The sequence below is a fragment of the Cohnella fermenti genome, assembly GCF_004801405.1.
Classification (GTDB): Bacteria; Bacillota; Bacilli; order Paenibacillales; family Paenibacillaceae; genus Cohnella; species Cohnella fermenti.
On sequence record NZ_SSOB01000005.1, the window covers coordinates 86,473 to 108,163 of the forward strand.

Consider the following 21,691-nt stretch of genomic DNA (forward strand, 5'->3'; position numbering starts at 1 on the left):
AAATTTCAAGCTTATTCGCTCGACCTGGCCGCAGACCGCGAAATGTAATCGAAATTTCAAGCTTATTCGCTCGATCTGGCCGCGGGGCAGGAGTTTCCGGCTCGCAGTTGTGTGCGATTGCAGCTTAAAATTGCTCGGTTAACTTCATTCGTTCAACGTATATAGATTCGGTGCGTTAAATCCGGTCGAGCTGCAGCAGCCGCAGGATGAGCTGGGCCGCCTCGGCGCGCGTCGCTTGGCCTTGGGGCGCGAAGACATCGTTGCCTCGGCCGTTCATATAGCCGAGCGCAGCGGCCTCTTCCACGTAGGCGGCAGCCCACGGGGAGATGTCGGCCGCATCGGCGAATGGCGCGCGCGCCTCCGCCTCCGCCTGGGCGGCTCCGCCCGTCAAACGGTAGGCCTTCACCGCCAGCGCAGCCATCTCCTCCCGGGTCAGCAGCCCGTTCGGGTCGAATGCGGAGGCGCTCTTGCCCGAGGCGAGTCCGGCGCCGTAAGCGACGGCTATCGCTTCCGCGTACCAGTTGTCCTCGGCAACGTCGGCGAAGGGGAGCTCCGCCGGACGGGTCAGCCGGAGCGCGTTCACCAGCATCGCCGTAAATTCGGCGCGCGTCACGACGCGGCCCGGCGCGAATGCGCCGGCAGCGTCGCCGCGCACAATCTGTCTGGCGGCCAGCGCCCGAACCGCATCGTATGCCCAGTAGCCGGGCTGCACATCGGCGAAGCTCTTGCTCACTTCAAGCACGGCGTATCGGCTGAGATGCCGGAGCTCCGCCGTGAAAACACCGTCGGCGTAAGTGCCGCCCGCCCATTCCAGCTTCCCGTCTTCGGCGATGAAGTAGATGGCGGACAGCTTCGGGTCCAAGAGCGGGTCGGCCTTGAGCCGAATCGTAATCGGCTGATCGAGCTGCGTCAGCGATGCGGTTCGGCCATCGGCCGTCGCGATAGCCAGGCTCAGCTCGTAAACGTCTCCGCCCAGCTTGACGACCGCGTCCGCGGCCTGACCGCTCTTAAGCGCAAGCGACTTGGCGTCGGACGGCTGAAGCGGTACAAGCTTCAAAGAGATTGCGCTGCCCGCCAGCTCCGACGCGGGCACCTGCTCCGCCAACTGCCGGAGCAGGCCGGACGGAATCTCGAGCGCGAGCTTGTCGGCGTTCACTTGCAGCCTGTTGTCCGCGAGCAGAGCGCCCGCATCGGCCGGCAGTCGGACCTCGGTCGTCCCCGCATCCACGGTCACGGCGCTCACGCCGTTGGAGGCGTTCCGCAACACTTGCTCGGATACGACCGCAGTCGCGGGATCGGGCGTCGGTGTTGGCGTGGGCGTCGGTGTTGGCGTGGGCGTCGGTGTTGGCGTCGGGGTCGGAGTCGGCTCTGGTGTCGGAGTCGGAGTCGGCGTGTCGGCCGCGTTCACGGTGACCGCGCAGCTCGCGACGAACCCGCCGTCCGCCGTCGTCGCCGTAATCGTCGCTTCGCCGGGGGCGACCGCCGTCACATGGCCGGCGGCATCCACCGTCGCGACCGACGGATTGTCGCTGCTCCACGCAACCGCCTTATTCTCCGCGTCCGCCGGCATCACGACTGCCGTCAGCACCTCCGTGTCCCCCTCCGTCAGCGTCAGCGCCGAAGCGCCGAGCGAGACGCCGGTCACGGCGATGGGAGCCGGAGGAGCGACGATCGGCATGACCGTCACCCCGTCCACGAGGAGCTGCACCGGCGTCGCGCCCGCTCCCTTCACCGAGAAGCCGACGCCGCCCGCGGCCAGCGAATCGTCGGTGAAGGCCGTCACCGCGGTGCCGTCGATCGACAGCCTGAATTCGCCGCCCTCCGCTTCGATCGCATACTGATGATGCGCCGTCAGGTCGAAGTCCGGGAGCGTCGCTCCCATATCCACCGTCCCGCCCACCTGAACCGGTGTCGAGCTGTCCGCGTACTTCCACATCTCCACAACGCTCGTATTTTTAAACTCCATGAAGTAGTAGTTCGTGCTCGAGGAATACCGGAACAGCGCCCGGAATCGATCGGATTCCGCCCCGAAGGACATCGTGTAGTCCGTCGCGCTGTACGGCAGCGAGGATGTCTTGACCACGGCCCGCTGCGGCCCCGTCGATGTCGTGGAGCCCTTCAGCATGGCCTCCTCGCCGGTCCCCTGAATCTCCCAGGCCGTGCTGCCGAACAGGTCCCAATTGGTCATGCCCCCGGCGAAGGTGTCCGCGAACAGCGGCTCGACGATGACGGTCACCGCGCTGGTCGCCGTGAAGTTCCCGTCCTCGGTCGTCGCAGTGACGATCGCCGTTCCCGGCGCAACACCCGTAACGGTGCCGCTTGCGTCGACCGTGGCGACGGACGGATGATCCGAGCTCCACAGCACCTTCTTGTTCGACGCATTGGCGGGCGACACAATGGCGGTCAACGCGGCTGTTTGGCCGGCGCCCACCGTCAGCGAAGGCGCGCTCAGCGCGACGCCCGCGACCGGCACCTGCACGCTCGGATCGTCGGCCGTGATCGTCCAGCTCGCGAAGTCGTAGGTGAGCCGCTCCTGGCCCTCGGTTGCCGTGAAGGTCGTGCCGCCGCGGTCCTGCTGCAGCCACGGCGTATCGAACAGCTTAAACGCCGGATAGTCGATCGGCTGTCCATTGATCTTGTGCGTCCCGGCATAAGCCGCGGAAGCCCGGTCGAAGGTGAGGTCCAGCGTGTCTCCGCCCAGATTCGTATAGATCAGGCGCGGATTGTCCTCGTCGATATGCGAGCTGTCGACCGTCGTATCCGTCAGGATGGCATTCTTGAACGCAGCGAAGTCGGCGTATTCGGACAGGCCCGCCGTCTCCAGCACCCAGCCGTTCTTGTCCGCCTGGCTGCGCAGAATGTTATAGTCGTACGACAGTTGCTTGGTCGGATGCAGTTGCGCCGTCGTCTTGACCTTGTTGGCCGGATCGGTCGGCGACTGCGCGTACCAGGCGTACGGCTTGATCATCCTGAAGGCGAAGTACATCTGCTCCGTCTTGCTGAACACCCAGCCGTCCTGCTCCTCCTTGGCGAGAATCGAGCCTGTATCCGGGAACATCGCGTTCAGGTAGTTGTCGGTCGCCCCCGGCGCGGTCAGCGACTTGTACACGCCGATCGCCGTTTTGCCGTCCTGCATGACCCGATGGTTCTCCGGCTGATCGTAGTTGCCGATCGGGCTGTCGCCCTGGTCGGCGTTCACGCGGAACAGACCGTCAGGCTGCGCGGATTGCCAGCGCAGAGCGACCTGGATGTTCTCGATCCAGTTGTCGACCCGGTCATATGTCACCTCGGAGGCGAGCCCCCAGGCAGGCTTCACATAAGCCTGGCGATACACGCTCATCGCGCGCCCGCTGGAGTTCTGCAGGTTCGTCTTGCGCGAGACGTAGTCCTTGTCGGTCTTCTGCCCGATCCGCACCGCCATCTCTGGCGGAGTATAATCCATCCCCGGCGCGATCAGCAGACCGACGTACTCCAGGAACGGACGGTAAGCCGCAGGCACCATCGCATCGGTATCGCCGAAGCCCTGCTGCGCGCGATGGGCGCCGAAGACCATCCACGACAGCAGCGTATGGTCCGCGCCTCGCCACGACGGATCGCTGGCCGAGACGCTGTCCCCCTTGGCCCGGCTCGTGCTGGACACGAAGGTGCCGTCGATCCAATCGTTCGCCCATTCGAACCACATGACGTCCATCGCCATCTTGACCTTCATCTTGAAGTCCGGCTCGTCGCTGTACTGGTACAGCAGGTTCAGACACAGGTACGTCATGTACGTGTACTCCGGACTCTCGTATTCCGCCCAGCCTCCGCGCACGGCCGCGTTCAGCATCTCCTCGATGTTGGCCCGGTTCGCGCTCTTCAGCGCCGCGCCGGATGCGCCGTTCAGATCGACGACATCGGGGAGAACCTGGCCGACGAGGTAACCCGCCGCATAATTGCTCATCCGCAGATTCTCGGTTTGCGGCAGCTTGGCGTACGCATAACCCGCGAAGTAGCTTTGCACATGGCTCAGCATGGTCTCATCGAACTGGTCGCCGACGAGCAGGTAAGCGTACATCTTGCCGACCGTCTTGTACTGCTCCCAATCATAGGTCTGGAACATCGTGTCGAGCTTCTGCAGGTTGACCGCCGTGTTCTGATTGTCCATGAGTTGCGCGACGATCTGCGTCGGATTCGGCTGGCCGCCGATCTCCGCCATCGACTTCGTCTTGTCCCACAGCCATTGCTTGCGCGTCTCGATCGTCCCCGGGAACGGCGCATAGCCGCTATCCGCCGGCGGCGCCTCGCCGACCGTCACATGCTCGAACTTCGCCGTGCTGAGCCGGTTGTCGTGGCTCGTCAGCGCCAGCCCGAAGATCACCGTCTCCGGCAGGTTGACCGTCTCCCGCTTCACCAGGTTCCAGACGACGCCGTCCGGCGAATCGTAGGCCGCGATCACATTGCCGACGCGCGTCAGCTTCACCCAGTAGGGCGCGGGTGCGACCGTGCCGGAGGTCAATGTCGTAGCCCCGCCCTGCATCAGCCGATTCTCGTAGAAAACGCCGTTCGAAGGAGACACCGCCATCAGCGCGTGCGGCGACCCGCTCGTCATGTCGGTGCGGATCATGACCCCCGCCTTCGTCCAAGCGACCGTATTCGTCATCTCCCCGACGCGCGCCACGATCTGGCCGTCTCCCGTCCACGGCCGGTATACGTAGTGGAAGGCATCGTCCGTCCCCCAGATGTCGGCCCCGGAGGCCCGGAGCGTGTAGGTGTCGTCCGCTTCCTCATAGCTCGCGCTGCCCGGCTGGTTGACGGCGCCGACATCCGTATTGCCGAACGGCTCCGGCAGCCCGGCAGCCGACGGATTCGTGGTTACGGCCAGCTCGTCGCTCGGCTCCGACACATTGCCCGCCGCGTCTCTGGCCTTGACGGTAAACCGATAGGTCGTATTCGGCGCGAGCCCCGCGACGGTGCAGCTCGTCGCCGCGCCTCCCGTCGTCGCCGCGAGCTGGCCGTCCCGATAGACGTCGTAGCGGCTGACCCCGATGTTGTCGGTCGCGGCCGTCCACGACAGGTCGACGCTTGTGTCGCTCTTGGCCGAGACGGTCAGTCCGCTCGGCGCGGCCGGCGCCTCGTCGTCCGCCGCCGCATCGTGCGTGGCCTCGTACACCGCCACATCGTCGACGACGATGGCTTCGTCGGTGCCGTCGGTATTGACCCGTACGTTAAAGGCGATCTTGAAGCTGGAGATGAGCCGCTGCCCGCCGTTCGGCACAATCGTGAAGCGGTAGGCGGCAATATCGCTATCGTTCACCAGTTGCAGCTCGTCCGGCACGGTATTGAGATAGGCGGCCGTTCCCGTGATCGTCTGCTTGTCCGGAATCGGGAACCGGGGCACGAGCACATTGTCGTAGTTGCCGAATTGAATCTGGGCGTAAATATCGGTATTCAGCGGCTTGTCGCTCGCCGCGCTGCGCCTGAGCCTGTATTCGAACACGAACTCAACCGGCTCCGACCCGGTCGGCAGCCTATAAATCTCGTTGATCCGCGACACTAACGCGCCGCTCGATAATTGATAGTAAAAATAACTGGCGGCATTCCCGCCAAGCGAGGAATCGCGGAACTCGATCGCGTAATTGCCGCCGATCTGCACGACGGACTGCGAGCCGCTCGGCTCGTTCTTGTCCAGCGTGAACGGGCTGACGCCGCTGTCGAAGCCGGTGTCCATGTCCTGCGCAAGCCAATTGACCAGCACCTCGTCCTCGCTCGCCGCCGCCTTCCCGACTTCCGCCGGCCAATACCCGACCGCCAGCGCGCACAACAGCAGCCAGCAGACGGCCTTCCTCGTTATCTTCATCCCGCTGCGAACCATATTCGATCAACCTCCATCGTGTTATTGAGTCGATTCGAATTGCAAGTAAGCGCTTACTTAACATGCCGTAAAATATAGTCGTTCCCGCGAACGAGTGGGGGAGGAATCCCGGCTATTGCTCAGGGTGCAGTCCCCGCCGGACATGCGACATGCGGCGGGGACGTTGCTTCATTCGGCATTACCCGGGCTTTGCCCCATGCTTGCTCGTCATTGCTCCATGCTTGCTCGTCATTGCTCCATGCTTGCTCGTCTTTGCTCCATGCTTGCTCGTCATTGCTTCATGCACACCCGGTCCTTACTGGTTCTGCGCCAGGAACGCATCGATCTGCTTCTGCAGCTCGACCTGGATCTTCTTCGCGTTCCCTTCGGCTTCCTTCTTGAACTTCGCCCACGTCTCGTCCGGATCGGTCACGCCGTCGAACAGCGCGTTGTAATACTTGTCCTCGGTCGCGTTGTACAGCGAGATCTCGTTGATGACCGGCGCCGGATCGAACGAGAAGCCCGTCAGGATGCTCGCCGTCAGGTTGGACGCGTCCTTGTTGAACTGATAGTGCTTGATCGACTCCTCGTCGAAGCCCGCGTTCAGGCGGTCCGTCGTCGGGTTCCAGATCCAGGCGTACGGGAAGTAGCTGTAGCCCGAGCCGATCTGCTTGTACTGGTCGTCGCCGATCTTCTCGTAGTTCGTCCCTTCGATGCCATAAGCGAGCAGATCGTAATTGTCCTTGTCGGCGGTCCAGTTGAGGAACATCATCGCGCGTTCCTTGTTCTTGCTGACCTTCGGAATCGCCTGGAAGTTCGCTTGCTTGAAGTTCGTAATGTTCTGGCCCTTCTCGTTCTTGATGAACGTAACCGCCTCCAGCTCGGCTCCCGGAGCGTTCTGGGCAAGCGCCGCGCTGATCGACGAAGGAACGCCGAATTCGTTGTACACGGCGACGGCGACCTTGCCGGAATTGATGACCGAATCCACGTCCTTGATCGCGAGCACGTCGGGATGGATCAGGCCGTCCGTGTACAGCTTGCGGGCGTCTTCGATCCACGACCAGACGCGCGGCTCCATCTCGTCGAACAGGTTGTACACCTTGCCGTCGTTGTTCTTGTAGTAGAGCACGAGACTCTGGCCAAGCGCGTCCGAGCGGAGCAACTGCGGGTCGTATTCCATGAAGGCGCGGAACGCCCCCCAGGTGACGTCCTTCTGGCCGGACTGCCCGTACGCGAGCAGCGGCACGACGTCCTTCTCGTTCTCTTTGACTTTATAGGCGAAGCTGATGAGATCGTCGTAGGTTTGAATCGGAGCAACGCCGTACTTCTCGCGGAGATCCTTGCGCACGAGGTACGTCCTGCCCGCCAGGTGCGTGTTGCCGAGCGGAAGCGCGTAGATGTGGCCCTGGAACTTGTTGGCGTCGAACATCTGCTGCGAGCGAACCTTGACGGCGTCCTGGCCGTACTGGTCGAGCAGGTCCTCGAGCGGCTCGTAGTAGCCGGCGCTGATCATCTGGTCCATATGCAGCCACGGCGCATCGAAGATGAGGTCGACGTCCTCGCCGGAAGCGAGCATGACCTGCGTCTTCTGGGCCAGGTCGGACCACGGGACGAACACGAGGTCGAGCTTCACGTTGATCGTATCGGCCATGCGCTTCTCGGCTTCCGCGATGATCTTGTCCATGTCCGCCGGACGGTCGCCCGGCATGACGATCTTCAGCGTGACGGGGTCCAGCTTCGAGGACGAAGACTCCGCAGCGGCGGTGCCGCTCGCCGAACTCCCCGTGCCTGACGCATTGTCGCCGTCGCCCGAATTCGAACCGCCGCACGCCGCCGTCGCCAGCAGCAGCGCGGTTGCCGCCGCTGCCGCCAATCCTTTTCTAACAACCATGTTTGATGACCTCCTGTATATTGTCATTCTATCCTTAACCGGACAAGTTGTCCCGGATTAAGACGCCTGGAGCGAAGCCTGCCGAGCCTACCCCTTGAGCGCGCCGATCGTAATTCCCTTGACGAAGAACCGCTGAACGAACGGATACAAGAGGAAGATCGGGCCGATGGTCAGGCAGACCGTTGCGAGCTGAGCGCCGTACGTGGGCAGAGGCTGGGTGTACGTGGTCTGGCTGCCGCCGACATAAGCGCTGATGTTGATGTTCGAGATGAGCTGGCGGATCATCATCTGCAGCGGGTGCAGCTTGTAATCGTCGATGAACAGGAGCGCCAGGAAGAAGTCGTTCCAATATTGCAGCGCGTAGAAAAGAGCCACCGTGGCGAGAACGGGCTTCGAGATCGGCAGAATGATGCGGAAAAAGATGCGCAGCTCGTTCGCCCCGTCTACCGTTGCGGCTTCGTTGATCTCGTAGGGCAGCGTCCGGTAGAACGACACCATGATGAAGGCGAAGAACGGGTTGAGCAGATACGGAAGGATAAGCGCCCACAGCGTATCCTTGAGATGAAGCCAGTTCGCGATCAGAATGTAGAACCCGACCAGCCCCGCGCCGAAAATCATCGTGAAGTAGGTCAGGAAGCTGAGGATGTTGCGGTACTTGGCCTTCGGATGAGCGAGCACGTAGGCGTACATCGCCGTGATGAGCAGCGCCAGCAGCGTGCCGACGACGGTGACGGTCACCGAGACGCCGTAGCTGCTCGCCACCTGCTTGCCTTGCATCACGAATTGGTAGGAATACAGCGTGAAGTCGTGCGGAATGAGCTGGTAGCCGTGCTTCTTGATCGCGGACTCGGCTGCGAACGAGTTGATGAACACGAGCCAGAACGGCAGGAAGCAGAGCAGGGCGAATAAGCCGCTGAACGCGTAGAGGAACACGACGAACAGCTTCTCCCGGAGCGTCCGGTCGTTGCGGATTCGGGCCGGTTTGGCTGCGGTCTTGCCGGAGCGGGCCCGACGAAGAGCGTTATCCACGGTTGGCGCCTCCTTGTTGTCGGTATCGGAATTGGAATATAAATCGGATCAGAATAAACCGGCGTCCTTGTCGATCCGCTTGGCGATGGCGTTGAAGATGACGATCGTGACGAGCCCCATCACCGACTGGTACATGATGACGGCCGACGACTTGCCGAAGTCGCCCAGTTGCCTCAGCGCCCGGTACGAATACGTGTCGATGACGTCCGTCGTCGGGTACAGCGGCGCGGTATCGCCCACGATGCCGTAGATCATGCCGAAGTCCCCGTAGAAGATGCGCCCGACCCCAAGCAGCGCAAGCACGATCAAGACGCTGCGGATAAGCGGAAGCGTAATGTGGATAATCTGCTGGAAGCGCGTCGCCCCGTCGATGCGTGCGCTCTCGTAATACTCGCCCGAGATGCCCGCAATCGCCGCGAGGAAGATAATCGAGTAGTAGCCGGCGAACTTCCACACGTAGATGATCGTCAGCACGGCCGGCCAGATGCGCGGCATGAGGTACCAGTTCTGTGTGTCCAACCCGTTCGCGGCAAGCGTCCGGTTCAGGATGCCGTCGGTCGTGTTCAGGAACGCGAACACCATCATGCTGACGACAAGCCAGGAGATGAAGTACGGCATGAAGATGAACGATTGGGCGATTTTCTTATACAGGGCGTTCTGAATCTCGCTTAAGAAGATGGCGATCAGAAGCGCGATGCCGAGGCCGCAGACGATAAACAGCCCGTTCAGGAGAATCGTGTTGAACGTCACCTTGTACCAATCGCTGCTCATAAAGAAAAACTTGAAGTTGTCGAAGCCGATCCACTTGCTCCCCCAGATGCCGTCGGCGAGCCGGTACTGCTTAAACGCGATCAGATGCCCGGCCATCGGCACGTAGGCGAACACGATCAAGAACATTAATCCGGGCAGAGCCAATACGTACAAATAACGGTTGCGAATTATTTCCCTGGCAATTCCCACCGATCCCCCGTCTCCTCTCTTGCTGCGTGGCGTTGAACTTGCTCTGTGTCCAACATTACGGGCGGCGGGGTCGGTCTGTATAGTTCTCATCTTGGAAAAGAGGCTCGGAAACCGCATAAAATCAAGGTTCTCGATCCGGAAATGGAGTTCTCAGGGCGGAGATAACACGAGGAATGAGGCGGGATGGAACGAATTCATGCGAATGGATCGCCAGTCATAAGGGGGAGGCCAGGTTGAACGAACGGAGTGCGGGGAGCAGCCGGAGTACGGCGCGTATGTCGGAAATTCCCACTAGCCTTGCACGGAAGCTTACATCGACTCGGAGGAGGCACTCCGTGAATGAGAATGCCCATTTTTTGAGCATTCAGCCCGCTCTCGGCGGCACAACCGGCGCTGAATGCCCATTTTTTGAGCATTCAGCTCGCTCTCGGCGGCACAACCGGCGCTGAATGCCCATTTTTTGAGCATTCAGCCCGCTCTCGGCGGCACAACGGCGCTGAATGCCCATTTTTTGAGCATTCAGCCCGCTCTCGACGGCACAACGGCGCTGAATGCCCATTTTTTGAGCATTCAGCCCGCTCTCGGCGGCACAACGGCGCTGAATGCCCATTTTTTGAGCATTCAGCCCGCTCTCGGCGGCACAACCGGCGCTGAATGCCCATTTTTTGAGCATTCAGCCCGCTCTCGACGGCACGGAGGAGGCGACCAATGTAAGAATACCTATTTTAGGCTAGGCTTAAATTGTCATGTCAGCTTTGATGCAATGCTAGTGGGAAAATCCGGCATTCGGAGCGCGGGTGCAGCCGGAGTGCGGCGCATATGTCGGAAATTCCGGCATTCGGAGCGTGGGTGCAGCCGAAGTGCGGCTCGTATGTCGGAAAATCCGGCATTCGGAGCGTGGATGCAGCCGGAGTGCGGCGCGTATGTCGGAAATTCCGGCATTCGGAGCGTGGGTGCAGCCGAAGTGCGGCTCGTATGTCGGAAAATCCGGCATTCGGAGCGTGGGTGCAGCCGAAGTGCGGCGCATATGTCGAAAAAACCGGCATTCGGAGCGTGGATGCAGCCGGAGTGCGGCTCGTATGTCGAAAATTCCGGCATTCGGAGCGTGGATGCAGCCGGAGTACGGCGCGTATGTCGTAAAATCCGGCATTCGGAGCGTGGATGCAGCCGGAGTACGGCGCGTATGTCGTAAAATCCGGCATTCGGAGCATTCTGCAGCGGGTTCGAATCCGTAAACAACCCCGTACCTCCACTGCAGAAGCTCCCGCCCGGACGGCACCGCACCGCTTGTCGAACAGACCTTCAAAATATTTTCCGCATCAGCTCGAATACTTCCTCCAGGGTCAGGCCGAACGACTTGTAATAGGCGGCGTCGACCGCCATCTGCTTCAAGATCATATCGTTGCGGATGCGCAGCATCTCCTCGGGCGTGAACTCGGCGACGAAGCAGCCTTTGCCTGTCACCGTGTGGATCAGGCCGCACCGTTCGAGCTCTTCCCAGGCTTTCTTGACGGTGATGACGCTGATGCGCAGCTCCAGGGCCGCTTGCCGAATGGGCGGCAGGAAGTAGCCGCTTCTGAGTTCGCCCTTCAGGATCTGGGCGCTGATTTGTTCGAAGAGCTGTTGGTAAATCGGCTTGTCGGAAGCGCTTGAGATAGCTACATTCATTGGATCTCCACTTTGAGGAATCGTTTAATTGCCATTCGATAGGCCAGGAAGGTAAACCCGGCATACACCAGCACTCCCGCGAGCAGCAGCGAGGCCTGGGCCGCCGTGTTGTCCGCTCCGCTGCCGCTGAACAGATCGGCGAGATACGGGCTCTGAATGCCCGCCCACTGAGCAACCCCGGCAAAGATCATGGCGCCGGCAATGGCTGTCGTCGAAGCCGCGCCGTATTTATACGCCGTCTTGTAGTACATAGGAATCAAGAGCAGGTTGAAGATCGCCAGCATGGCGAAGCAAAGTCCCCAGAAGCCCGGATGAGGCTCGAAGAAATAGACGGTCATGTCCGCGTACAACCGAAGATTGACCGCTCCGAAGATCATCGCGACGACGAGATGCAGCAATTCCAGGATGACGATAACGGACACCCTCGCCTTCACCATATCCTTCTTGGTAACGGGCATCATCGACGTAAACATGAGATCGTTCTGGGATTTATAGCCGCCGAACATGTTGGGAATCGTAATCCAGCAGAAGTACATCGGAACGAGAAGGTAGAGCCAGCCCGGAATCAGCATCAACGCTCCGGTGAATAGAGGCAGAACAAAGAAGAGCGGGCTTACTCCCAGCTTCAAGTCCTTCAGCAACAAATTATACATGCGAGTGCTCCTTCCGCGCAAAATAAATCATGATCTCCTCAAGGTTCGGGACGGTGGACGGAATGCCGGAGGAAGGATCGAAGTCCGCGGCGTGAATCAATCCGGTGAAGCCGAAGGAATTGATTTTGTAGGAGATAAGCTTATCCTTCACATCGTTTAACTCGCTTTCTTTGCCGTTCAGCAGCCGGTAGGTCTCCACGAACTCATTCTTCTCCGAGCTGCGGATGACCCTCCCGTTATCGATAAAGGTAATAAAATCCGCGCACTTCTCCAGGTCGGACGTAATATGCGTCGAGAATAGAATGCTGATCTCCCCGTCCACGACAAGCGATTGGAAAATATCGAGCAGATCGTCTCTCGACACCGGATCGAGCCCGCTTGTCGGTTCGTCGAGGATAAGCAGCTTGGCGCCATGGGACAGGGCAAGGGCCAGACTGTACTTGACCTTCATGCCCGCCGACAGCTCGGCGATCTTCTTGTTCTCGTCCAGCTTGAATCTCCGAAGATAGCCGCGATAGGCGTCCTCGTCCCAATGCTTGTAGAACCTCCGGATGGCGTCCGTCAACGTCTTGAGCTTGCTGCGGGTATAGAAGTCGACGCCTCCGAAGGCGTAGCCGATCTCCTGCTTCAGCTCGAGCTCATGCTCCGCCATGCTCTTGCCCAGAACATGAACCTCTCCGCTGTCGATATGAAGCAAATTCAAGATCGACTTGATCGTGGTCGTCTTCCCCGCCCCGTTGGCGCCGATAAACCCCATGATGTACCCTTGCTCCAACTGAAACGTGACGTCCTTAAGCTGAAAAGCCGGGTAGCTCTTATTCAAGTTTCTGATGTCCAAGGCGAGCATACGGGTCCTCCTCGAAATTGTGTATGTCGTATATGCACAATATAACATCCACCCGCTTCGGAAGTCAATCGGGACAGGCGCGGCGCCAGAAGCCTCCAACAGACGCGCTCCGAATGCCGTTCCCAATAAACACGCCCCGACACATGCCGCCCGTTGCCCCCTCCTTTGCCTTCGCCCCGGCGATCCACGCGATTTTATGTGGTTTTTCACATTCGTCGGTGCGATTTCGCATGAATTACGCTGTTTTATGTAGTTTTTAGCATACATGGGGCAATTCGGGCCGACTTTGCCGTCATGGATGTGATTTTTCACATTCGTTGTGCTCCGCCCCCCCTCTTAGCACCGAGTCTATGTGGTTTTTCGCATAATTGATCCTGCGAGAAGGATTATTTTCTGCAGATACTTTTTGCCATGGAGGCGCGAGCCCTTGATTCCATTCCATCTGCCCGGAGACCTGGAGCTTCACGGCAGCTTCCCGTTCACTCTCAAAATTCACGAATTAAACGACGACGTCCCACCGCACACGCACAGCTTTATCGAATATACCTACGTCATCTCCGGAAGCGCGACCGAGATCGTGAACGGAACTCCGCGCCCGCTCGAGGTCGGCACCTTCACGCTGCTCTTGCCTCATCAGGTTCATCAGATCCGCATTCCGAAGGGAACCGAGCTGCGGCTTTATGTCGGCGCCATCGGCCTGCAAGCGCTGTTCGCCCCGGACGACACCTCGGCGGCCTTCCATGAGCTGCTGCTTCGCGCAGGCGCGTCGGGCGAGCCGTCCTACGCCTTGGAGGAGAGCCTGGCCTCCCGAATACACGCGATTCTTGCCTATATGTACGAGGAGATCCGCAGCGACCGGCAGAGAAGCCGGCTCATGTTCAAGGCCAAGCTGACCGAGGCGCTGATTCTGATAGAGCGAAGCTGCTTCCCGCTCCCGGACGAAGGCCCCGCCGGAGCCACGTTCAACAGGAAGGGGAAGATGCGGGAGATCGTGCAGTATGTGTACGAGCATTATCGCGAAGACATCAACCTGAGCTCCTTGTCGGAGAAGTTCCAGCTGAGCGTGCCGCATATCAGCAGCTCGTTCAAGCGGTTCATCGGGGACAACTTCCACAGCTTCCTGGAGAAAATCCGCATCTCCCACGCCTGCAGCCTGCTGACGGCAGGCAATGAGACGGTGACCGCGATCTGCTTCGAGGTCGGCTTCGTCTCGTACCCCACCTTCGCCCGCGTCTTCCAGTCGCGGCTCGGCATGTCTCCGATCGCCTACCGGAAGCTGAATCGCCGCGTGCCGGAATAGCCGAGCGAACGAACAAGCCGGCTCCTCCGCCGCGCCCGATTAGGCGAAGCGGAGGGGCCGGCGGTGTGCGGGAGGCGCCTACAACGCTTCGCGATACTGGCTTGGGGTCATCCCCGTCGCTTTCTTGAACACGGTGAAGAAGTGGCTCTTCGTCTGGAAGCCCGCCCGCTCGCCGATGTCCGTCACCGTCCATTCGGTCGTGCCCAGCAGCTCCTTCACCTTCTCCACCCGCTCTTGCAGAATGTAGTCCGACAGCGTCATATCCCACACGTCCTTGAAGAGCTGCCGCGCATGGCGGCTCGACAGCGAGACGTGTTCGGCGATCTCCTCGACCGTCAGCATCGGATCGTGCAGGTGGCCGCGCACATAATCGACGATCTCCGTCACCACCTCGTCGCGGCGGCTGGAGCCTCGCCGATTGCTGAGCTCCTCGACGATGGCGAGCAGCTCGGCCTCGAGCCAGGAACGAACGCCCGCAAGCGTGTCGAACGACTCGAGCAGACCGTCGATCCCTTCCACCGACTCGACCGACGGAAGCTTGTTGAACGCCTTGAACAGCGTGTACAGCATATGCGAGAGCTGGAACTTGCTCTGGGTGTAGAGCATCGACTGCATCGGCTCGAAGATCCGGTCAAGACCTGCCGCCAGTTCCTCCGTCCGGCCCATTCGCACCTTCGCGATCAGCTCGTCCAGCAGGCCGTCGTCGGGAAGCGGCTCGACCTTCCGCATGTACGCCTCGAAGTCGCGCTCCAGGAACACCTTGCTCTCGCCCGAGACGAACTGCAGCATCGTCAGCTCGTGGATGTGCTGATAGACGGCCCGCAGATCGTCCGCGATCGACTTGCGGCCGCTGACCGAGAGCGCCACCCGAACCTGCGTCCATTGGCGAATCTGCTCGCCTGCCTCCTCCAGCAATCGCGGCAGCCGATCCCCGTCCAGCTCGCCTCCGGCGATCAGCAGCACAAGATGGTCGCCGCCCAGATCGACCGCTTCCGCGAAGCCTTCGCGGCGCACAACCTCCTCTGCGATGTTGCCCATCGCGTACTTGACCAGCTTGCGCGACGCGAAGCTGTACTGCTCCTTAAACGCGCTGTAGCCGCTGATCCGGACGACGCCGACGCAGAGGCCGTCCGCCTCGAACAGGGCGGGCATCTCCTCGCGCAGATACGTCTCGACCGGGGCGATGAGCTTGCCCTGCAGAATCCACTGCCGCAAGTACTCCGCCTTGATGACGTTGCGGTGCTCCCTCATCGAGGAGTCGAGCCGGTCCATCCGATCCTCCAGCATCTCGATGCCGTAGCGGATGACACGGTATTCCTCCGGCACCGACGCTCCCGCCCCCTTGCCCGGCTTCTCCCGAAGCGCCGACCCGAACCTCGTCTCGAGCTGGCTCGCGAGCTGGGAGAACGGCCGGTACGTGCGGCGGGAATTCCAGAACAGGATGGCCAGCAACAGCACGATCAGCCCGGCCAGGAAGGCGAGCATCTTCGTCCGGAACGATTGGAAGTCGGCCCGGATGCCCGACAGCTTCGCCATCTGATAGAACGTCCAGCCCTGCGGCTCGATCTTCGCGTATTGAACCGACCAGGTCTCGCTGTCGTACCGGTACGTGAAGCTGCCCTGCTCCGCGGCCGCCCGGGCGGCGAAGCCGCCGTACAGCGGTTCGAGGGACTCGTCCGCCGAACCGAGCATCGCTTGGCCTTCGTCGTTCAGAATGAACGACTGCACCCCCGCCTTCCCGTTGTTCTTGAGCAAGTATTGCTTCAGCAGGTCGTCGTTCAGGATCAGAACCAGGTAGCCGAACGACGGCTGGCCGGACGGAACGGTCGGAATGACGAGCGCCAGCTTGGTTCTGCCGCCCAGCTCGTGCGGGATGAAGCGCTGGTACGAAGGCTGGGGATGGCGCGCCTGCTCCAGCATCCCCTGATCGCGGAACTGCCCGAACGAGGAGATGCCGTACCGCAGATCGATGACGTGCTCCGTCCGCATATTGATCATGTAAACGTTCTCAAGAAACGACTCGGTCGCCATGTACTGCGTCCCCGCCGCCAACGCGTCGACCTGCGCCTCCTGCGACTCGGCATCCGCCATCACCCATGCCCGGATGCTCTTGTTCGCGTACATGTTAAGGCCGTAGGAGATCATCTTGCTGAGCAGGAACTGCGCGTTGTCCCGGGAATGCGCCATCTCCGCTTCGCTCACCTGGTCGATCTGATGAATGGCGTAACGGGAGAACTGGCTCGACAGCAGGAACGCGAACGGAACGGACACAAGCGCGAAGAGAAGGCCAATCCCGAGGAAAATCCGGATATACGTCTGCTTCGGAATGAGCCGGTTAGCCCCGGCCGCCGTACGCAATCTGCCGATCCATGAACGTCTCACGCCGCTTCAGCACCCTCTCTTATCGTTGTCCGTCCGCTACATCCGTCTGCACGCCATTTTCCGCGCAGGCTCTCAGCAACGCTTCGTCCGGCAGCCGGTCGACGACGATGCGGCCGATGCCCTTCAGCGGGGAGAACGAGGCGAGCGCCCGGGCGCCGAACTTCGTATGATCCAGCACAACGACCGCTTCCGCCGCTTGCCGGACCGCCGCCGCCTTGATCTCCGCCTCGTAGAAGTTCGAATTGCTGAAGCCGTGCTCGGCGTCGATGCCGGTCGTGCCCAGGAAGACGCGGTCGAACGCCATGCCGGACAAGCTCTGGACCGCGATCGGACCGACCAGCGAGAGCGTCGGCTCCAGCAGCGTTCCTCCCGTCACGATCGTCGGAATGCCTCTGGCGGCAAGCTCCTGCGCCACGTTCAGCGCGTTCGTCACCACGGTCAGCTTCTGGTCCGACGGCAGGCTGCGGGCCACCTGCAGCGTCGTCGTTCCCCCGTCGAGGAACAAGGAATCCCCGGGACGAACAAGCGCCGCAGCCCGGCGTCCGATCCGCGCCTTCTCCTCCGTCAGAATGCCCGTCCGCTCCTTAAGCGCCACGTCTTGCCCGACGAAGATCGCTCCTCCGAACGTCCGCTTGACGACGCCCGTCTCCTCCAGCTTCTCGAGATCGCGGCGAATCGTCATCTCCGTGACGGGGAACGTCTCCCTCAGTTCGGCGATTCGGACCTCCCCTTCGCGGGAGATCAGATCCAGCATCTGCGATTGTCTCGTATTCAGTTGGCGATGGACATCAGGTCTCATAAGCGGCTTCCTCCGGTTTTCTGCTTGGACATAGTTCTTCTATTATCGCCTGACCATAGGCGGGATTCAATCCTCAATTCATAAGTCGCATGGCTGCGGCATAGTCTGTTCGTGCCTATTCGTCCTCTTCAATGGCCGGCATCCGCACGATCGCCGGATCGGTGAAGACGTCGAACTCGTCGCGGCTTGTGCTCGAGAACTCGGAGACGACCGCGCCGTCCGGCCCGCCCTGGAACCAATGCTTCGTTCCGGGCGGAATCGTGTACTGCTCTCCCGGCCGCAGCTCGATCTCATGGAACACCGTGTACGCCTCCCGGCTGCTCTCGGGCACGACCGACTTTATCGCGGCAGCCGGCTCCCCTTCGACGTACAGATAAACGCTTCCCCAGCGGCAGCGGAACGTCTCCTGCTTGCCCTGTTCTCCTCCGATTGAAGGATGGAGATGCTCGGGACAAGTCTGCCGGGGAAAAAGCACCAGTTCCTTCGCGCAATACCGATCCGTGTTGATGTACGTGACCAGCTCCAGCCCTTGCTCGCGCAGGCGGCCGAGCCCGAAGCCCGCTACCTCGATGCCGCCCCTCTCCTCTTCGGTGAGCACGATGCCGGCTCGGGCGAGCAGCTCCGCAGCCTCGGCCTGCGCCTTCCGAACTTCGCTTCTTCTTAATGTCATCGAACGTTCCCCGCCTTCTTCTCCCATAGTCCGCGCTCGTTATCGCAATCCCAGCCGTCGAGCGGCAACCGTTCGCCGCTCCGCTCCCAACCGGCCGCAATCCGTTCCTGCGTGTCGTCCCAGCCGCGGACGCCGCTGGTGGCGTCCGAACGCTCCACGCAGCAAGCGCCGACGCCGGCCGCCGCGATCAGCGTCCGCTCCGGCGCGAGTCCCTTCGCCAGGCCGCCGAGGAAGCCGGCGATCGAGCTGTCCCCCGCCCCCGTCGTGCCGGCGGCTTCCACCCGGAAGCAAGGAACGAGCAGCTCCCGCTCCCGCCAGCTCTCGATCAGGCCGGGCTCCGGCGCGCAGGCCCCCATTGTCCGCAGCCGCTGCGCATCCGCCGTCGTCCGCAGGTAGAAGCCGTACGCGCCGAGCTTAAGGCCGGCGATCGCAACCCCCATGCCGAGCAGCTCGCCCGCGAGCGCGCCGAGCAGCTCCCCGTTTGCGAACGGCAGCAGCTCCGTCGTGCCGTGACGGCCGGCCAGCTCCCGGTACGTGTCCGGCCGCAGCATGTACAGAATCTCCTCGAAGCTGGGCAGGAACACGTCGACGGAAGGAAGCGCCCGGCTCAGAATGGCTCGCCAGTCCGCCTTCCCCGCATCCGAATCCGGGTCCGGCCGCGCCAGATCGAGCGATACCGTCAAGCCTTGCGACTTGACCGCAGCCAGCATCCGCTCCAGCTCCTCGCCGCCGTGCTCGTACATCTTGCGCATCAGCGGCGGGTAGCCGAAGTGGAACAGCCTCGCGCCCCGGAGCGCTTCGGGCTCCACGTCGGCGGCGGCGAACGTATCGTTCGTGCCGGTGTGATGCAGGAAGATCCGGTCGACGCCCGGCGGGCTGATGACGAGCGAATACGAGCTGGACTCGCCGGGCGATACGATCATCCCGTCCGCCATCCCTTCCCCGTGCTCGCGCAGCAGCTGCAGGATCAGGCCGCCGAACGGATCGTCGCCCGCCTTGCCCATGAGCCGGACCGGGAAGCCGAGCCGATGCAGCGCCAGCCCCGTGTTCGAGACGGCGCCGCCCGTGGACAGCGTGGCCGAACCGACGTCGACCAGCTTGCCGGGTACGAGCAATTGCCCCAGACCGCCGTGCTCGCCGCGAATGTCCGGAATAACGTCCAGGCAGATGTGCCCCGCGACGACGATATCCGCCGCCGGGCCCGCCGCCGAGTGAACCGTCTTCAATGCAAACCCTCCCAGTCTACGGCGACCGTTCCGCCCGTGCGCTGCGATTCGAGCGCCGCGGTGAACAGCCTGTGGCTGCCGGCCGCCTCCTCGGGAAGCGCGTTGCGGAACGGCTGCGCCATCCCTTCGGCTCCATGGACGATCTCGTCGCAGAACGCCGCCCACATCTGCAGAATCGAATCGGAGAAGCCGAACTCGAAGATTCCTCCCGTGATCGTGCCGTACGCGGAGCGATAAGGCGCATCCACGACGTGCCAGGCTTGCGAGCCTCCCGGCGTATAGGGCAGCGAAGCGACCTGCTTCGGATTCTTCGTCGTGAATTCCGCCGAGAACGCCGTGCCCTGGATGCGGATAAACCACGTATTCGCATGGCCCGGAGCGATTCGCTTCGTCGAGAGCAGCATCGGGAACGCCTGATCCTCCGTCTTCACATCGCATGCGAGAATCGCATTGTCCCACGTCTCGCACGGCGCCATTCCGCCGCGTCCGTCGGGGCGCTGCTCGACGATCTTCGTCAGCAGCGCCCTTACGCTCGCCGGCTTCCACCCGAAGCGCAGCGGCAGGTGCAGCACGTGCAGGCCGAGGTCGCCCATGCAGCCGTACTCGCCGTTCGTCGCGATTCGGCGCTTCCAGTTGATCGGCTTCGTCGGGTCGAGATCGCTCGAATGCCAGAAGCCCGCTTCCACTTCGATAATCCGCCCGAACCGGCCCTCATTCACCCATTGTACAATCTGTTGCGCCCCCGGGTAAAAAGGAAATTCCGAGGAGGAACGAACCACGACGCCGGGATGGGACCGAATGGCCTCCAGAATCGCTTCGTTCGCCGCCCGGTCGATGCCGAACGGCTTCTCCCCGAGCAGATGCTTGCCCGCCCGGATGATATCGAGGTAGATCGATTCATGCAGATTATGGGGAACCGCACAATAGACGGCTTCCACGTCGGGATCGGCCAGCAGCTCGCGGTAATCGGTGTACGCCTTCAAGACGGACGGCACATTGTCCTGGAACCAGCGGGCCGCTTCCGGGTTGGCGTCGCAGACGGCGACGATGCGCGGCTCGAAGTCCACGCCCGTCAGGTGGCACCAACGGGCCGCCGCGCTGGCGAACTCCTTGCCCATCAAGCCGCAGCCGATGACGCCGAAGCGAATGATTCTCTTCGCCATCAGACCTCGCCTCCCTTCAGAATTGACAGAGCCTGCTCCGCCGAAGCTCCTTCGTGCACCAGCGCCATCAGCGCGGACGTCATCGCCGCCGGCTTCGGATGCTGGATAACGTTGCGCCCGTAGACGATGCCGGACGCCCCTTGCTTCATAAGATTCTCCGTACGCACGACGATCTCCTCGTCGCTCGCCCGTCCGCCTCCGCGTACCAGAACCGGAATGCCGGAAGCGACCTCGATCACGCGGTGGTACTCGCTCACATCGTCCGTCGGGTCCGCCTTGATTACATCCGCGCCGAGCTCGACGCCTTGACGCACAAGCGCCATGATCTTGCGCAGGTCGCCGTCGGTCATGTAGCCGCCCTTCACTTCGTTCGGCAGCATCACGAGCGGCTCGACCATCAGCGGCATGCCGTACTTCTCGCATTCGGTCTTCAGCGTCATAATGTTGCGCACGCACTGGCGGTGCAGCTCCGGCTGGCCCGGAAGCAGCAGCAGGTTGACGCAGACGGCGACGGCATCGAGGCGCACCGCCTGTTCGATCGCCCGGTCGATCAGCTCGCTGAACAGGTGGCTCGGCAGCGAATCGCCGTAGATGTTGGCGGCATCCGTCCGCAGCACGAGGCCGGGCTTGCGCTTGCCCGGAATCGCTTGCAGATGGCGAGCCTGGCCCGAGCTGAGCTGGATGCAGTCCGGTCCGGCCGCCACGACCGTCTCGATCGCCAGCTTCATATTCTCGATGCCGCTGAGGAACGTAAATTCATTAAAGAAGCCGTGGTCGATCGCCACGTCGAAGCATTTGCCTTGTTCGCTGAACATCCGGTTAAGGCGGGCCGTCGTAGATCCCATCGGTTTGACACTCCTTTTGTTATAAACATCATTATGTTCGTTTATAACATTAACATATTCACATCGAACATATCAACATCCAAAACGCTCGCTGCACCAACAAAAACAAATAAAGCCAGGGAAAAAGTTCCCCGGCCCGCTCACTGTTGCGATTTTATACGATTTTTCACATTCGTCAGCTTGGATACGGGGGCAATCGCGGCGTTTTATGTGATTTTTAGCATATATCCGACAACTCAAGCCGGATTTTGCTCCATGTATGTTATTTTTCACATATAATCGCCCAAACCGCCCGCCATCGCGCCTCTCCAATGTGATTTTTCACATAAAATCCGGCAGTTCTTGGTTCCAGCAGCTTCGGCGGTCCAGCCACTTCGGCAGTCCAGCAACCTCGGCGGTTCCGGCAGCTTCGGCAGTCCAGCAACCCC

At 61.4% G+C, this 21,691-nt stretch carries 15 protein-coding genes; 1 reads left to right on the forward strand and 14 read right to left on the reverse strand.

The features are described 5' to 3' along the window. Window positions 1-175: 175 nt before the first annotated feature. From E6C55_RS34145 to E6C55_RS05275, 8 genes are all read right to left on the reverse strand, one after another. Entirely contained in the window at window positions 176-5,851 is a 5,676-nt protein-coding gene (locus E6C55_RS34145; RefSeq protein ID WP_136368742.1) for an Ig-like domain-containing protein, read from the reverse strand. Between the two features lie 295 nt (window positions 5,852-6,146). Continuing rightward, window positions 6,147-7,721, reverse strand: a complete 1,575-nt coding sequence (locus E6C55_RS05245; RefSeq protein ID WP_136368743.1) for an extracellular solute-binding protein — start codon at window positions 7,719-7,721, stop codon at window positions 6,147-6,149. Between the two features lie 87 nt (window positions 7,722-7,808). After that, window positions 7,809-8,693, reverse strand: a complete 885-nt coding sequence (locus E6C55_RS05250; RefSeq protein WP_136368834.1) for a carbohydrate ABC transporter permease — start codon at window positions 8,691-8,693, stop codon at window positions 7,809-7,811. Between the two features lie 105 nt (window positions 8,694-8,798). Beyond that, on the reverse strand, window positions 8,799-9,710 hold the full coding sequence (locus E6C55_RS05255) for an ABC transporter permease (RefSeq protein WP_230986549.1): 912 nt from the start codon (window positions 9,708-9,710) through the stop codon (window positions 8,799-8,801). A gap of 364 nt (window positions 9,711-10,074) precedes the next feature. Beyond that, window positions 10,075-10,383 carry a hypothetical protein gene (locus E6C55_RS05260; protein ID WP_136368745.1) on the reverse strand — a complete coding sequence of 103 codons (309 nt, stop codon included), beginning with the start codon at window positions 10,381-10,383 and terminating at the stop codon, window positions 10,075-10,077. A 629-nt stretch (window positions 10,384-11,012) separates the two neighbouring features. Next, window positions 11,013-11,378, reverse strand: a complete 366-nt coding sequence (locus tag E6C55_RS05265; RefSeq protein WP_136368746.1) for a GntR family transcriptional regulator — start codon at window positions 11,376-11,378, stop codon at window positions 11,013-11,015. Then, entirely contained in the window at window positions 11,375-12,031 is a 657-nt protein-coding gene (locus E6C55_RS05270) for an ABC-2 transporter permease (RefSeq protein ID WP_136368747.1), read from the reverse strand. The genes E6C55_RS05265 and E6C55_RS05270 overlap by 4 nt, the downstream gene beginning before the upstream one ends. Beyond that, the gene (locus E6C55_RS05275) at window positions 12,024-12,878 is read right to left on the reverse strand and encodes an ABC transporter ATP-binding protein (RefSeq protein WP_136368748.1); all 855 of its coding nucleotides are present in this window, start codon (window positions 12,876-12,878) and stop codon (window positions 12,024-12,026) included. The genes E6C55_RS05270 and E6C55_RS05275 overlap by 8 nt, the downstream gene beginning before the upstream one ends. 427 nt (window positions 12,879-13,305) lie before the next feature. On the opposite strand from E6C55_RS05275, the gene E6C55_RS05280 reads away from it, so the two are divergent. Then, window positions 13,306-14,178, forward strand: coding sequence for an AraC family transcriptional regulator (locus E6C55_RS05280; protein WP_136368749.1), 873 nt, complete (start codon window positions 13,306-13,308; stop codon window positions 14,176-14,178). Between the two features lie 78 nt (window positions 14,179-14,256). On the opposite strand, the gene E6C55_RS05285 is transcribed toward E6C55_RS05280, so the two are convergent. The 6 genes from E6C55_RS05285 to E6C55_RS05310 form a co-directional block, all read right to left on the reverse strand. Continuing rightward, the gene (locus E6C55_RS05285) at window positions 14,257-16,560 is read right to left on the reverse strand and encodes an AraC family transcriptional regulator (protein ID WP_136368750.1); all 2,304 of its coding nucleotides are present in this window, start codon (window positions 16,558-16,560) and stop codon (window positions 14,257-14,259) included. Window positions 16,561-16,579: 19 nt separating this feature from the next. Next, on the reverse strand, window positions 16,580-17,359 hold the full coding sequence (locus E6C55_RS05290; RefSeq protein WP_136368751.1) for a DeoR/GlpR family DNA-binding transcription regulator: 780 nt from the start codon (window positions 17,357-17,359) through the stop codon (window positions 16,580-16,582). Window positions 17,360-17,474: 115 nt separating this feature from the next. Next, a complete protein-coding gene (locus E6C55_RS05295; RefSeq protein ID WP_136368752.1) occupies window positions 17,475-18,029 on the reverse strand; it encodes a D-lyxose/D-mannose family sugar isomerase in 555 nt (184 codons plus the stop codon). After that, window positions 18,026-19,255, reverse strand: coding sequence for a carbohydrate kinase family protein (locus E6C55_RS05300; RefSeq protein WP_136368753.1), 1,230 nt, complete (start codon window positions 19,253-19,255; stop codon window positions 18,026-18,028). Before E6C55_RS05300 ends, E6C55_RS05295 begins: the two co-directional genes overlap by 4 nt. Beyond that, window positions 19,252-20,418 carry a Gfo/Idh/MocA family protein gene (locus tag E6C55_RS05305; protein WP_136368754.1) on the reverse strand — a complete coding sequence of 389 codons (1,167 nt, stop codon included), beginning with the start codon at window positions 20,416-20,418 and terminating at the stop codon, window positions 19,252-19,254. Before E6C55_RS05305 ends, E6C55_RS05300 begins: the two co-directional genes overlap by 4 nt. Further along, window positions 20,418-21,263, reverse strand: a complete 846-nt coding sequence (locus E6C55_RS05310; protein WP_136368755.1) for a class I fructose-bisphosphate aldolase — start codon at window positions 21,261-21,263, stop codon at window positions 20,418-20,420. The genes E6C55_RS05305 and E6C55_RS05310 overlap by 1 nt, the downstream gene beginning before the upstream one ends. Window positions 21,264-21,691: the final 428 nt, after the last annotated feature.